This is a genomic window from Hyphomonas sp. (assembly GCF_041398465.1).
Classification (GTDB): domain Bacteria; phylum Pseudomonadota; class Alphaproteobacteria; order Caulobacterales; family Hyphomonadaceae; genus Hyphomonas.
The window spans coordinates 21,251-34,161 of the sequence record NZ_JAWKUS010000006.1 but is presented as its reverse complement, the minus strand read 5'-3'; the positions used below and the strand labels follow the sequence as shown (position 1 = coordinate 34,161).

At 63.0% G+C, this 12,911-nt stretch carries 13 protein-coding genes; 8 read left to right on the top strand and 5 right to left on the bottom strand.

The window, feature by feature from the left end:
* Positions 1-36 precede the first annotated feature (36 nt).
* A complete protein-coding gene (locus R3C98_RS16765) occupies positions 37-618 on the top strand; it encodes an NAD(P)H-dependent oxidoreductase (protein ID WP_371315222.1) in 582 nt (193 codons plus the stop codon).
* A 152-nt stretch (positions 619-770) separates the two neighbouring features.
* Entirely contained in the window at positions 771-1,097 is a 327-nt protein-coding gene (locus R3C98_RS16760) for a hypothetical protein (RefSeq protein WP_371315221.1), read from the top strand.
* A gap of 68 nt (positions 1,098-1,165) precedes the next feature.
* On the opposite strand, the gene R3C98_RS16755 is transcribed toward R3C98_RS16760, so the two are convergent.
* Positions 1,166-1,651, bottom strand: coding sequence for a 2TM domain-containing protein (locus tag R3C98_RS16755; RefSeq protein ID WP_371315220.1), 486 nt, complete (start codon positions 1,649-1,651; stop codon positions 1,166-1,168).
* A gap of 221 nt (positions 1,652-1,872) precedes the next feature.
* Here R3C98_RS16755 and R3C98_RS16750 point away from each other — a divergent pair, with 221 nt between their 5' ends.
* Together R3C98_RS16750 and R3C98_RS16745 are read left to right on the top strand one after the other, a co-directional pair.
* Positions 1,873-2,892 (top strand): acyltransferase family protein, encoded by a 1,020-nt coding sequence (locus R3C98_RS16750; RefSeq protein WP_371315219.1) that lies wholly within the window; start codon positions 1,873-1,875, stop codon positions 2,890-2,892.
* 91 nt (positions 2,893-2,983) lie between these two features.
* Positions 2,984-3,784, top strand: a complete 801-nt coding sequence (locus tag R3C98_RS16745) for an enoyl-CoA hydratase-related protein (protein WP_371315218.1) — start codon at positions 2,984-2,986, stop codon at positions 3,782-3,784.
* A gap of 3 nt (positions 3,785-3,787) precedes the next feature.
* On the opposite strand, the gene R3C98_RS16740 is transcribed toward R3C98_RS16745, so the two are convergent.
* The gene (locus tag R3C98_RS16740) at positions 3,788-4,132 is read right to left on the bottom strand and encodes a hypothetical protein (protein ID WP_371315217.1); all 345 of its coding nucleotides are present in this window, start codon (positions 4,130-4,132) and stop codon (positions 3,788-3,790) included.
* A 149-nt stretch (positions 4,133-4,281) separates the two neighbouring features.
* Here R3C98_RS16740 and R3C98_RS16735 point away from each other — a divergent pair, with 149 nt between their 5' ends.
* Both R3C98_RS16735 and R3C98_RS16730 read left to right on the top strand, forming a co-directional pair.
* Entirely contained in the window at positions 4,282-5,199 is a 918-nt protein-coding gene (locus R3C98_RS16735) for a DUF817 domain-containing protein (protein WP_371315216.1), read from the top strand.
* Positions 5,168-7,072, top strand: coding sequence for a biotin carboxylase N-terminal domain-containing protein (locus tag R3C98_RS16730; protein WP_371315215.1), 1,905 nt, complete (start codon positions 5,168-5,170; stop codon positions 7,070-7,072). The genes R3C98_RS16735 and R3C98_RS16730 overlap by 32 nt, the downstream gene beginning before the upstream one ends.
* Before the next feature lie 218 nt (positions 7,073-7,290).
* On the opposite strand, the gene R3C98_RS16725 is transcribed toward R3C98_RS16730, so the two are convergent.
* Entirely contained in the window at positions 7,291-7,614 is a 324-nt protein-coding gene (locus R3C98_RS16725; protein ID WP_371315214.1) for a hypothetical protein, read from the bottom strand.
* A gap of 166 nt (positions 7,615-7,780) precedes the next feature.
* The gene (gene gltX / locus R3C98_RS16720; protein ID WP_371315213.1) at positions 7,781-9,121 is read right to left on the bottom strand and encodes a glutamate--tRNA ligase; all 1,341 of its coding nucleotides are present in this window, start codon (positions 9,119-9,121) and stop codon (positions 7,781-7,783) included.
* A 145-nt stretch (positions 9,122-9,266) separates the two neighbouring features.
* Between gltX and R3C98_RS16715 the strand changes: the two genes are divergently transcribed.
* Both R3C98_RS16715 and R3C98_RS16710 read left to right on the top strand, forming a co-directional pair.
* Complete coding sequence (locus R3C98_RS16715) at positions 9,267-10,118, top strand: hypothetical protein (RefSeq protein WP_371315212.1); 852 nt, start codon at positions 9,267-9,269, stop codon at positions 10,116-10,118.
* Between the two features lie 164 nt (positions 10,119-10,282).
* Positions 10,283-11,227 (top strand): diguanylate cyclase, encoded by a 945-nt coding sequence (locus tag R3C98_RS16710; protein ID WP_371315211.1) that lies wholly within the window; start codon positions 10,283-10,285, stop codon positions 11,225-11,227.
* A gap of 3 nt (positions 11,228-11,230) precedes the next feature.
* On the opposite strand, the gene R3C98_RS16705 is transcribed toward R3C98_RS16710, so the two are convergent.
* The gene (locus R3C98_RS16705; RefSeq protein ID WP_371315210.1) at positions 11,231-12,880 is read right to left on the bottom strand and encodes an NAD+ synthase; all 1,650 of its coding nucleotides are present in this window, start codon (positions 12,878-12,880) and stop codon (positions 11,231-11,233) included.
* Between the last annotated feature and the right edge of the window lie 31 nt (positions 12,881-12,911).

The window sequence follows — 12,911 nt, the reverse complement described above, 5'->3', positions numbered from 1 at the left end:
CCTGTCGTATGATCCGGCAGGAAGAGGGACCAACCCATGAGCAAGTCGATCTGTATCATCAACGGCCATCCGGATGCCGACCCGAAACGTCTGGTCCATGAGCTGTGTGACGCTTATGCCGACGGCGCGGAGAGTGCAGGCCATACGGTCACCCGGATCGATGTCGCCGCACTCGACATCCCGCTGCTGCGATCCGCGGAAGAATTCGAGACCCCGCCCCCCGAGCCGATCCTGACAGAACGGGAAAAGATTGCCGCGGCCGAGCATCTGGTGATCGCGTTCCCGCTCTGGATGGGCAGCATGCCCGCCATGCTGAAGGCTTTCTTCGAACAGGCCGCGCGCGGCGAATTCTTCCTTGGGCAGAGCGATAGTGGTTGGCCTGCCCAGATGATGAAGGGCAAGTCTGCCCGCGTGCTGGTCTCCATGGGGATGCCCGGCCTCGTCTACAGGTTCGGAATGGATGCCGGGGCGTTGAAGGCGCTGGAGCGTGGCCTGCTCGGCCTTTCGGGCTTCCACCCGCTTCACCACACGATCATCGGCGGGGCAGGGGAACTCGGCGAGGAGGGCTTCCGGTCTTGGGAAACCTTCTGCCGCAAGATCGGCGCCGAAGGCGTCTGATCCGTATGCGGCACGCCAAGATTAAAATCCTGTCGTAAAGCCGATCATTAAAATCGTGTCGTGAACCCGTTTTCACGCAACATAAACGGCTCCCTGACGTAGGCTCCTCGTGTCGCAGGTGATGAGGCGGCGCAGCACAAAGGAGAGACGTCATGCAACGCACCCCATTCCTTGTGGTCGCCGCCTTTGCCACAGCCCTTATGGGGCATGCCGGGGAGATGCCGGACTTTTCCGGCCTCGATACCGACGCCGATGGCCGCCTCAGCGAAGCGGAATTCGTTTCCTGGAAGACCTCCCGCGGCGGCGCCACCGAATCCGAGGCTGTCGCGAAGTTTTCAAAATTCGACGCCGACGCTGACGGCTATGTCCTGGAGGCGGAGTACAACGCCACGATCGACGCCTGGCGCGCCGGGCCCAAACTGTTGATCCCCGAAAATGAAATCGACGGCGAACAGATCCCGGACGGTAAAACGAGCTGAGCTTGAGCACTGTCCGAAGACGGCCTCCCGCGCGCGGCGGGGGGCCGTCGGCTTGTTCTTGGTCTGGTTTATCGGTTGTGCCGGTTCATGCGCTTCCTGAATTCTCGCTGTTCCCATTCAGCGCCGAACAGGCTGAACATGCCGAAGATCACCAGTGCGTGCAGACCAATCGCGGCACCCCAGCACAGGGCGACCAGCCACACCCACATGAATTCCGGGCTGAGCTGTATGTTCAGGATGTAGAGAAGGGGCAGGATCACGAGGAAGCTGGTCCAGTTCATGTGAAACGCTTTCACGTTTTTCACATGCTCGATGGCTTCTTTCTCCGCCAATTCATTGAAGTAGTCTCCGGTTTTGTTTTCGGGGGTCATGGTTTGGTCCTCGACGAGTTCGCTAACACTTGTTTCGAAGACAGCGGCGAGGGATTTCAGGGATTCCAGGCTGGCGCGTTTTCCGGTTTCGATACGCTGGATGGTACGCACACTCAGGCCTGTATGAAGGGCCAGGTCCTCCTGTGACCATCCGTGTTCAAGGCGCCGTTCCTGGATACCCATGAGCATTCCTCCTGTCCGCTGACCCGGTCTGCATCGCGGATCGACGACCGGATTAACACGTCACGAACCCGTAATCGACACGACACTCACCCGACTGGCGGGCCTGTCGGGGGCTTTTGGGCCTGCGAATACCTGTGCCGGAAAGGCCCATAGCGACCGCCCGTGCCATCCCTTCCGGGTGTGACCGAAACCGGCTAAACCGCCAGCGGAAAGGCGGGGATATGTCCGGCAATCGATTCGACCTGATCCGGCTCGTCCTCGCGACGACCGTCTTTGCCTATCACGGCGTGGCGCTCACGGCGCTGGTTCCTTCCGGCACGCTGGAAGCGCAGTTCGCCGTGGGGGCCGAGCTTGCGATCCAGGGCTTTTTCATCGTGTCCGGGGCGCTCGTGGCCGGGTCTTTTGCGCGGTCTGAGACCCTCGCGGATTATGCCGGCAAGCGGATACGGCGTCTCTACCCGGCCTACGCCATCGTCATCCTCGTTCCCGCCGCGGTCAGCCTGGCGCTGACCGGTAATCTGGCCGGGGTCGCCCGGTATATCGGGGCCAACCTCGTCTTCCTGAATTTCCTGTCGCCAGACCTGCCGGGACTTTTCGCCGGAAACAGGTTCACCGCGGTAAACGGGGCGCTGTGGACATTGAAGGTGGAAGTGATGTTCTACATCGCCCTGCCGCTGATCGCGGTGCTCATGCGCCGGATGGGCCCGGCACGCTGGGCTCTGCTCCTGTTGCTGTATGCGGGCGGAGAGGCCTGGCGGCTTCTCTTGCCTTCACTGTTCGACCATCCGCTCGCGCCGGAAATCTCGCGCCAGCTGCCCGGCCAGATGGCCTTCTTCGCCAGTGGTATTGCATTGCATGCGGTGTGGGACAGGGCCCGGTCTGCGCCCTGGCTGTTTGGTTTGGCCGGGCTGGCTTTGCTCGCGGCGAGCTTCGCGCACCCGGCGCTGATGCCCGTCCGCGCCGTGGGCCTGGCCGGCCTGATCGCGGCGATCGCTTTCCTGCCGGGGCCGCCCCTGAACGCCGCCCGTTTCGGGGATGTCAGCTATGGTGTCTACATCACCCATTTCCCGATCCTGCAGGCCCTGGTCATGGCAGGCGTGTTTGTACAGGCCGGGGCCGTTGCAGGCTTCACCGCGGCGGGCGTGCTCGTTTTTGCCGCCAGCTACCTGCTTTGGCATTTCGTGGAAAAGCCGGCCCTCCGGCCGTCCAGCCACTACCGGCAGGTGGCCGCCGGACAATAGACCTGCGGCGGAAGGCCGGTTGCCGTCGGCGCGCGGGCGGTCCAAAAGACTCCCAGAAATTCAACGCCCAGAAATTCAACGCGAGGGCCCCATGCGCGATTCCGACTACGATCTCATCAAACTCGAAGCCACCGAAGAGGGCCTCGCCGTCGTCACCATCAACCGGCCCGACGTGCACAATGCCTTCAACATGGAGCTGATCGCGGAGCTGACCGACGCGTTCAAGACGATCGCCGACCAGCCCACGATCCGGATGATGATCCTGCGCGGCAATGGCCACACCTTCAGCGCGGGCGCAGACCTCAACTGGATGAAGCGCGCCGCCACGCACACGAAGGAAGACAATGTCCGCGACGCCGTGAACCTCGCCGAAATGCTGCAGTCGCTCTACGAGATGCCGCAGATGACGCTGGCCATGGTGCAGGGCGCGGCCATGGGCGGCGGGGCAGGACTGGTCGCAGCCTGTGACGTGGCCGTTGCCATGTCGAACACCAAGTTCCGCTTCTCCGAAGTCCGCCTCGGCCTGACGCCGGCGACGATCAGCCCTTATGTGATCGACGCCATCGGCCCGCGCTGGACGCGTGCGCTGTTCACGACGGCTGAAAGCTTCGATGCCGCCTTCGCCGAGAAGATCGGCCTCGTCCAGTATGTCGTCGAAACGCTGGAAGAGATGACCAAGATGGAAGAGCATCTCGCCAATCTCGTCTTCTCCGCGGCGCCAGGCGCAGTGGCCGATGCGAAGAAACTGGTGGCGGATGTGACCGGCCAGATCATCGACCGCGACCTCGGCCATGAGACGGCCAAGCGCATCGCCGCGCGGCGCGTCTCTGACGAGGGCAAAGAAGGCATCGCCGCTTTCCTGGAAAAGCGGCGCCCGCACTGGGTCCGCTAGGGCCTATTCAATCGCCTTGCGGATGCTCTTCACGGGCAGGCCGATGTCTTCCATCAGACTGACTGTGGCATTCACCGGATTGATCCCGGTCAATTGCTCGATCGGCCCCTGGAAGACATAGATCAGCACGCCAAACATGATCAGGTAGATCAGGAACTGCATCAGTGATTTCAGCAGGAAAGCGCCCGCGCTGCCTGCAACCAGACCGACGCCGCCGAGGATCAGCGCGCCGGCAATGGGCGTCAATTCGCTGACATTTGCGGCCTGCGTATAGCCGATATACCCGCCAACAGCGGCCCCCACGAGGCCGGCGAGGCTGCTTACCCGGACGCCAGATGCATAGGCCATATGAATTCCCTCCGATTCAGATGGTTAACCCTTACAAGCGGTTCGCCTTCGCGCAAGGGCAGGATAGAGCCCCCGAGGGGCGAGGCAGGACGCACGAACGGCCTTGAACCGGCCCGAAACCCGCCTTGAAGCCGTGCAAAGCCAGGGACATGACCGCGCCGCCATCCCTCGCTCCGAAACCGCCCAACTCTGTCCAGCGCCGCCTGCATGAGGGCCGCGAAGCCCTCAGGGCGCGCTGGGTGAAAGGGCCGTTCAGCCTCACCGCCTTCGAATTCGTCAGTTTCGGCATCAAACAGGGCTGGGCCTGCCTGTTTGGCGGGGCGATGCTGGGCCTCCTGCTGGTCACCTTCCTCTGGTACCCGGATGGCGCGCCGCTTTCGCGCTACGATTTTCTGGTCATCGGCGCAGTGCTTATCCAGATCCTGATGCTGTGGACGGGGCTGGAGACGCTGGAGGAGGCGAAGGTCATCCTCGTCTTCCACATCACCGGCACGGTCATGGAACTGTTCAAGACGGCCCATGGCAGCTGGATCTATCCGGAAGACAGCTATCTCCGCATCGGCGCAGTGCCGCTGTTTTCGGGCTTCATGTATGCCGCCGTCGGCTCCTATCTGGCACGGGTGTGGCGGATCTTCGAGTTCCGGTTCGACCGGTTCCCGCCGCTGTGGATCCAGGGGCTGCTGGCGGCGGCGATCTATGTGAATTTCTTCGCCCATCACTGGCTGCCGGATGTCCGGATCGCCCTGTTTGCGGGTACGGTGATGGTTTACGGCCGCTGCCTCGTCTGGTTCCGGCCGGACCGTTTCCACAGGCCGATGCCGTTGGTGATCGGCTTCCTTCTGGTCGCGCTGTTCATCTGGTTTGCGGAGAATATCGGCACCTTTGCCCGGGCCTGGGCCTATCCGGGGCAGGAGGATGGCTGGCACCCGGTCTCTTTATCCAAACTCGGATCGTGGTATCTGCTGATGATCATCAGTTTCGTCCTGGTCGCCGCCGTTCATCGCAGCGGGCACCGGGACACCGGAGGGCCCGGACATGAAAATCGAGAAGCTTCTCGTCGCAAATAGGGGCGAGATCGCCTGCCGCATCTTTGCCACCTGCCGGGACCTCGGCATCGCCACCGTCGCCGTCTATTCCGACGCCGACGCGCGCGCCAAACATGTGCGCGAGGCGGACGAGGCCGTGCATATCGGCCCGGCACCTGCTGCGGAGAGCTATCTGAAGATGGACGCGATCATCGCCGCCGCAAAAGAGACCGGCGCCGACGCGATCCATCCCGGCTATGGCTTCCTGTCGGAGAATGCCGACTTTGCCGAAGCCGTGGTGAAGGCCGGGCTGATCTGGGTCGGCCCGCCGGCGGCTGCTATCCGCTCCATGGGGCCGAAGGATGAAGCTAAGCGTATCGCCGAGGAGGCGGGCGTGCCCGTGCTGCCCGGTTATCGCGGCGAGGCGCAGGACGCAAAAACGCTGACCGAAGCGGCGAAGGAGATCGGCTTCCCGCTGCTGATCAAGGCCGTGGCCGGCGGCGGGGGCAGGGGCATCCGCCTCGTCTCCAAGGCGTCCGAACTGAAAGCGGAACTCGAAAGCGCCGTGCGCGAGGCTGAGAGCAGCTTTGGCGATGGCCGCGTGATGCTGGAGAAACTGGTCGAACAACCCCGACACATCGAGGTGCAGGTCTTCGGCGACGCCCATGGCAATGCCGTGCACCTTTATGAGCGTGACTGTTCGCTGCAGCGACGCCGCCAGAAAGTGATCGAAGAAGCGCCCGCGCCCGGCATGCCGGAAGACGTACGAAAGGCGATGACCGATGCCGCCGTGGCGCTGGCAAAAGCCGTGAAATACGAGGGCGCTGGCACGGTGGAATTCATCGTGGACGGATCAAGGCCGCTGGCGCTCGACACGTTCTGGTTCCTTGAAATGAACACCCGCCTTCAGGTGGAGCATCCCGTCACGGAGATGATCACGGGGCAGGACCTGGTCGAATGGCAGCTGCGGGTTGCCTCCGGGGAACTGCTGCCGCTGCACCAGCAGGACATTCCGCTGCATGGACACGCGATCGAGGCGCGGATCTGCGCCGAAGACCCGGCTGAAGGCTTCCGCCCGGGTGCGGGCCTGATCCTCGAATTCGGCATGATGGAACCTGCCGATGGCGAGACAGTCCGCTGGGATGCCGGGTTCGAGACGGGCGACCGCGTGCCGTCGAATTATGACTCCATGATCGCCAAGCTGATCGTGCATGAAGGCAATCGCCGCGCGGCCTGCGAGCGGCTGATCGATACCTTGTCGCACCTGCAGCTGGCGGGCGTGCCGTCAAATGCGGGCTTCCTCAGCCGCTGCGCCTCCTCGGATGCCTTCCTCAACCATTCCCATCATGTGAACTGGATCGCGGAAGCGGGCGAGGCCCTCACAATTCCGCCTGCGGAGCACCAGCATGCCTCCGTCATGGCAGTCTGCGATGTGCGCCTCAATGAGGCAGGCGGCGCAACGCCGTGGGGCTTGCAGGATGGCTGGCGCATGAATTCCGCCCCGGTGCACAAATCCATGGTGGCCGTCGGCGCCGATGCCGACTGGATCGATCCGGAAGACTATCCGGTCGATCCGGAAACGCCCCTGCCGCTGGTGACGGATATTTCCCCCCGCCGCTATGCGGTGACGACGGGTGGCGACACGGTGCTGGTGGAAGTGCCGGAATTCGATGCCGACGTCGAAGCCGTGCTGGGCGGTGACAGCGTCAGCGCGCCGATGCCGGGCAAGGTGCTGTCGATTTCGGTGAAGGCCGGCGTGGAAGTGAAGCGCGGCGATACGGTCGCCGTCATGGAAGCCATGAAGATGGAACACGCCCTTGCCGCGCCGCGCGACGGTGTGGTGGAAGCCGTCACCGGAAACGTCGGCGACCAGGTTTCCGAGGGCGACATCCTCGTCCAGTTGGTGGCGGAGTAGGGGTGCAGGAGCCAATGCTTTCGCGGGCATCGGCGGAAACCTCTGTGCGCGCCAGTCATTCTTCGATGCCCTGCGCTTGCGCTTGGGCCTTCTCGGGGAAATCGCAGTGCGATTTCTGATCCCTCAAAGCCCCCACCTCCCGCTTCCGGGGGAGGTGGCTGCACCGTTCTGGCGCGGGCGAGAGGTGAGGGCCGCTGCGTAATCAGGGGCGCAGCAGATCAGGCTGCGACAGCGAATTCCATCCGTGCAGGGATATGTGTCTCGGCGCGGTAAGGACGGCGCACGACCGGCGGGGCAACGATTTCGCCAAGGTGGTTGGCGGCAAACGCAATCGCTTCGGTCTTCAGGATGCGCTCGCCATATTCATTCTCGCTGAGGATGACGCGCGCCATCGCACCGTCCGGACCGGCGGCCCAGAATTCGACGCCTGCGCTGGCCAGTTCCATCGCCTTGTCGAGCTCCATGCGGAAGCTGTCGCCATAGACGACATCCTTCACCTGCGCCGGATCGAACTCACATCCCTTGATCACCAGACGTACCATCACGCAACTCCCAGCCTATGTTTTGAACCCAATTTGCGGGTGCGTTCCGTCGGCCCCGCGATATGAGAACATAAGCAGAATATTCACGTTTTGGAAAGGAAAAAGTTCCATTTTTGTTCACGTCGAACCAAAACGGAACAAAATCAGGAACTTGGCTGTCCCGGTATCAGCCAGTCAGCCGCTTCAGCGCCCGCTCGCGTCCGATCAGGGGCAGGATGGCGCCCATGTCGGGGCCGTGTTCCTGGCCGGTGAGGGCCTTGCGGAGCGTCATGAACAGGCCGCGGCCTTTGCGGCCCGTCTCTGCCTTCACGGCATTCGTCCACTGGCTCCAGGTCTCGCCCGTCAGCTCGCCGTCCGGCAGAAGCGCCGCGGCGGTGGCGACAAATTCCTTGTCTTCATCGTCCACCAGCGGGGTGATGTCGCCGAACACGGTGTCGACCCATGCGGCGACTTCCGGCAGCAGCGAGCAGTTCTCGCGCACTACGGTCCAGAAGGCCTCATCCGCCGCGCGCGGGTCCACCGCGGCGAGGCGGTCTTTCACCGCGTCGAAGGGCAGGGCATGCAGGATGGAGGCGTTCAGGCCTTTCAGCTCCGCCTCGTCGAAGCGGGCCGGGGAGCGGCCGATCTTGCCGAAGTCGAACTCGGCAGCCAGCTGCTCAAGGCTCTCGCGCGCCTCGACATTTTCGGACGTGCCGATCTTCGCCAATAGCGAGCAGATCGACATGGGCTCATAGCCCTGCGCGCGCAGCTCGCCCATGGAGAGCGAACCGAGCCGCTTCGACAGGCCTTGCCCGTCCGCGCCGATCAGCAGCGGCGTGTGGGCCATGTCCGGCGCGGTGCCGCCGAGGGCATGGAAGATCTCGATCTGCGCGCCGGAATTGGTCACATGGTCCTCGCCCCGCACGACATGGGTGATGCCGGCCTCGATATCGTCGACGACCGAGGGGAGGGTGTAGAGATAGGAGCCGTCCTCGCGGATGAGGATCGGGTCGGAGAGACTGGACGTGTCGATGCTCTGCGGGCCGCGCACGAGGTCGTTCCACTCGACGCGCTCGCCGGAGAGCTTGAAGCGCCAGTGCGGCTGGCGGCCTTCGGCTTCCAGTTTCGCCTTGTCCTCGTCGGTCAGGCTCAGTGCGGCCCGGTCATAGACCGGCGGGCGGCCGCGGGAGAGGGCGATCTTGCGCTTGCGGTCCAGCTCGTCGGCCGTCTCGTAGCAGGGATAAAGCAGGCCCAATTCGCGCAGCTTGCCGGCGGCGGCGTCATACTGGTCAAACCGGGCGCACTGGTTGAACGTGTCGGCCCAGACGAGGCCCAGCCATTCGAGGTCCACTTTCAGCGCGTCCTCGTTCTCCTTCGTGGAGCGTTCCACGTCGGTATCGTCGATGCGCAGGATGAACTTGCCGCCCTGATTGTGCGCGAACAGCCAGTTGATGAGCGCGGTGCGCACATTGCCGACATGCAGGCGACCGGTTGGCGAAGGGGCGAAGCGGACGATAGGGGAAGTCATGGACGTGATATGGCCGTGGATCAGGGAAATGTGTGCCGCTTTCGACACCAAATTGCAGAAAAAGCCAAGCGACCCATGCCAGTTTCTTGCTAATCTGTATGCTAGTGTGTCACCGGCTGGTGAGTCGAAACCCGAGGAGGGGGTCATGAAAAAAGCCTGGATTCTTGCTCTGGCAGGAAGCCTCGCGGCCTGCGGACAGCCGGCGGACACACCCGCTGGCGGCGGGGGCTCGGCCCCTGCTGCGGTGGAACACGAAGTCCTCGAGGCCCAGGTGCCGGAGTCCGAACCGATTGCTTCGCCCTACGAAGTGGCCGAATCCGCCCCGGACGACAAAGACTACGCCGCGCTCGCAGGGTATCCGGACACCTGGTACGTCTCTTATGGCTGGCCGGGGGAATATCCCGCCGGTTTTGTGGTGCTTGAGCAGGGCGTCACCTTGAACGCCCGCGCCCGGCCGAACCCGGATGCGCCCGCAAATGTCGCCTGTACCCTGCCGCAATACGCTAATTACCAGATCTGGAACCGCGAACGGGTCGAGCGCGACAGCTTGGAGTTCATCGTCGCCTCGAAGATCGAGCCGGTGACCATGCTGGTCGATGCCAATATCGAAACGCCGGGCGATGAAGGCATGCAGGTGCTGAACCTGAAGGCGGGCGACGTGTTGTCCTATCTGCGCTATCTCGGCGAAGGCTTCGCGATTTTCGGCGTGAACGGGCAGGAATACACGATCAATGAAGCGGAGTTGCGCGACATCTCCAGCATGTCCGGCATGAGCCTCCGGGAAGACCAGTGGGTCGAGGTCGCCTGCATTGGCGGCACGCGCGCCTGGGTGCTTTATGACGATGCCATTGCGCATGACGAGATCGTGCCATCGCCCATCGTCGGCTTCGGCGAAGCCTCCGACATCTATCCGGACGAGGTCGACAGGGTCCGCGCCGAAGGCCTCGAACTGGAAGCCTTCCAGAACGCGCCTTTCGACGAAGGCCCGGACGAGTAGGCGTGAAAGGCAGCTCGCATTGATCCGGACGGCCATGCCTGGACGGAGCAATTTATGTCCGCTTGACCGGAACGGTAAAATTCAAAGGAAATCCGAGACCGTTTTCTGACCATATTCCGGTAGAAATCTTTCCTGACCCAATGCTGGAGCACGGGAAGACAGTCATGGCCGAGACGAACCAGAATTCCGACACAGACGATTTTGCGCGGGTGTCCCCCGGCGATATCCGGAATGCGATTTCCGTGCTTGAGCAGGCGTTGTTCAACCATGTCCATTGGACGGACGCGCTGAATACGACGCTGATCTGTGATCTCCAGCCGGACGCGCGCGATCTGGAAGCGGACGCGCACCGCAATTGCCGCTTTGGCCAATGGTACTACAATCCCGGCACGAAGGTGGTTCAGAGCAACCCGAATTTCCTGGAGCTGGAAAAAGCCCATCAGAGCATGCACGAGACAGCAGCGCACCTGCTGAACCTGTTGCAGTCGCATCAGACCATTCCGATGGCAGACTATGAGAGGTTCAACAGCGATCTGAAGGAAATGCGCCTTCTGATCGAGACGCTGAAACGCGAGCTTGAAGACGAGATCTACAATGTCGACGCACTCACCGGCGCCAGCAGCCGGGTGGGCATGCTGACCAAGCTGCGCGAGCAGCACGAGCTTGTGCGGCGCAAGCTGGAAAGCTGTGTGATCGTCATGATGGATATCGACCGGTTCAAGCTGGTCAATGACAAGTATGGCCACCTGGTCGGAGACCGGGCGCTGGCGGAGTTTGCGCACCACGTCATGCGGCATACGCGTCCGTTTGACCGCCTGTTCCGCTATGGTGGCGAGGAGTTCCTGCTGTGCGTGCCGCATACGGATATCAACACGGCCTTCAACCTCGTCGAGCGGATACGGTCCGAGCTGGCTGAAAAGACGATCGAAGTGGATGGTTTCCCGCCATTCTCGATCACGTCCTCGTTCGGGATGACACTGCTCGATCCGGATGCCACCCTGGCCGACTGTATCGAACGGGCAGACCAGGCGACCTATGCCGCCAAGGAGCGGGGCCGCAACATGACCGTTGTCTGGGACCCGTCCATGGAGCGCCGGCTCGCCTCCTGAGGCCTACGCATCCCGGAAGCGGTTCGTGATCGGATAGCGCCGGTCGCGGCCGAAATTCTTGCCGCCGATCTTCACGCCCGGCGGGGCCTGGCGGCGCTTGTATTCAGCAATATAGAGCAAATGCTCGATCCGCTTCACCACGGCCGGGTCATGCCCGCGGGCGATGATGTCTTCCACGTCCTCCTCGCCCTCCACCAGGCCGCGCAGGATGTCGTCCAGCACGTCATAAGGGGGCAGGGAGTCCTCGTCTTTCTGGTCCTCGCGCAGCTCCGCGCTCGGCGGCTTCGTAATGATCCGCATCGGGATCACTTCTCCGCCGGGGCCCAGCGCGCCCTTCGGCACGGCCATGTTGCGCCAGCGGGCCAGCTCGAACACTTCAGTCTTCCAGAAGTCCTTCAGCGCATTATAGCCGCCGCACATGTCGCCATAGAGCGTGGCATAGCCGACAGCCATCTCAGACTTGTTGCCCGTGGTCACCACCATGTGCCCGAACTTGTTCGACAGCGCCATCAGCGTCACCGCGCGCAGGCGGGACTGGATGTTCTCTTCCGTCGTGTCGGGCTGCGTGTCCGCAAAGGCTTCGTTCAGCATCTCGTCCAGCGCGTTCACGCCGGGGCGGATATTGATCGTGTCATAGCGCGCGCCCAGCGCCTCGGCACAGAGCTTCGCGTCCTCCAGACTGTCAGAGGACGTATATTTCGACGGCAGCATCACACACCACACGCGGTCGGCGCCCAGCGCATCCACGGCAATCGCCGCCGTCAGCGCGCTATCGATGCCGCCGCTCATGCCCAGCACGACGCCGGGAAAACGGTTCTTGTTGACGTAATCACCCAGCGCCATCACCGCCGCGCGGTATTCGGCCTCCCAGCCGCTGGTCAGCTCCACCTGGCTCTCGCTCGCAAACTGGTGCGTCTCGCCATCATAGGTGACCAGCGCCGTGCCGGTGACGAAATCGCCGAGCAGCTGGTGCTCCGTCCCGTCGAAATCGACGGCATAGCTCGACCCGTCGAAGACCAGTTCGTCCTGCCCGCCCACCTGGTTCACGAACAGGTAGGGCACGCCCGTCTTCGTCCAGGCGGAGAAGCTCGTGTGCCGCTCCACCTGCACGGTGCGGCGCCAGGGGCTGCCATTCGGCACGATCAGCATTTCGGCGCCCGCCTCGGCCAGCGCAGAGGGCACGCGCGGATACCAGATGTCCTCACAGATCGCGATGCCGCACGGAATGCCGTTCAGCTCGAACACGGGCAGGGGGCCATCGCCGGCATCGAAGATGCGCTTCTCGTCGAACACGCCATAGTTCGGCAGCTCGCGCTTGTCATAGCGCCCGGCCACCGCGCCATCTTTCAGCAGCACGGCGGAATTGTGCCGCTTCTTCCCGTCCATCCAGGGGCTGCCGATGATCACGGCCGGGCCGCTGGCGGTCTCCGCGGCGAGGTCCTGCACCGCCTTCATGGAGTCTTCCACGGCGGCCGGTTTCAGCACCAGATCCTCGGCCGGATAGCCAAGGATGAACAGTTCGGAGAGGACAAGCAGGTCAGCGCCCTTGTCCTTCGCCTCGGCATACGCCCCGCGCGCCAGCTCAAGGTTCCCCTTGATGTCCCCCACCACAGGATTGAGCTGCGCGACCAGGATTTTCAGATTTTTGCTCATGAGGAGCATTTAGGCCGCTGCGGGGGGATTA

Bases quoted from the DNA above. Each gene is read 5' to 3' on its own strand.
- R3C98_RS16765 (WP_371315222.1), top strand. From the start codon at position 37: ATGAGCAAGTCGATCTGTATCATCAACGGCCATCCGGATGCCGACCCG.
- R3C98_RS16760 (WP_371315221.1), top strand. From the start codon at position 771: ATGCAACGCACCCCATTCCTTGTGGTCGCCGCCTTTGCCACAGCCCTT.
- R3C98_RS16755 (WP_371315220.1), bottom strand. From the start codon at position 1,651: ATGGGTATCCAGGAACGGCGCCTTGAACACGGATGGTCACAGGAGGAC.
- R3C98_RS16750 (WP_371315219.1), top strand. From the start codon at position 1,873: ATGTCCGGCAATCGATTCGACCTGATCCGGCTCGTCCTCGCGACGACC.
- R3C98_RS16745 (WP_371315218.1), top strand. From the start codon at position 2,984: ATGCGCGATTCCGACTACGATCTCATCAAACTCGAAGCCACCGAAGAG.
- R3C98_RS16740 (WP_371315217.1), bottom strand. From the start codon at position 4,132: ATGGCCTATGCATCTGGCGTCCGGGTAAGCAGCCTCGCCGGCCTCGTG.
- R3C98_RS16735 (WP_371315216.1), top strand. From the start codon at position 4,282: ATGACCGCGCCGCCATCCCTCGCTCCGAAACCGCCCAACTCTGTCCAG.
- R3C98_RS16730 (WP_371315215.1), top strand. From the start codon at position 5,168: ATGAAAATCGAGAAGCTTCTCGTCGCAAATAGGGGCGAGATCGCCTGC.
- R3C98_RS16725 (WP_371315214.1), bottom strand. From the start codon at position 7,614: ATGGTACGTCTGGTGATCAAGGGATGTGAGTTCGATCCGGCGCAGGTG.
- gltX (WP_371315213.1), bottom strand. From the start codon at position 9,121: ATGACTTCCCCTATCGTCCGCTTCGCCCCTTCGCCAACCGGTCGCCTG.
- R3C98_RS16715 (WP_371315212.1), top strand. From the start codon at position 9,267: ATGAAAAAAGCCTGGATTCTTGCTCTGGCAGGAAGCCTCGCGGCCTGC.
- R3C98_RS16710 (WP_371315211.1), top strand. From the start codon at position 10,283: ATGGCCGAGACGAACCAGAATTCCGACACAGACGATTTTGCGCGGGTG.
- R3C98_RS16705 (WP_371315210.1), bottom strand. From the start codon at position 12,880: ATGAGCAAAAATCTGAAAATCCTGGTCGCGCAGCTCAATCCTGTGGTG.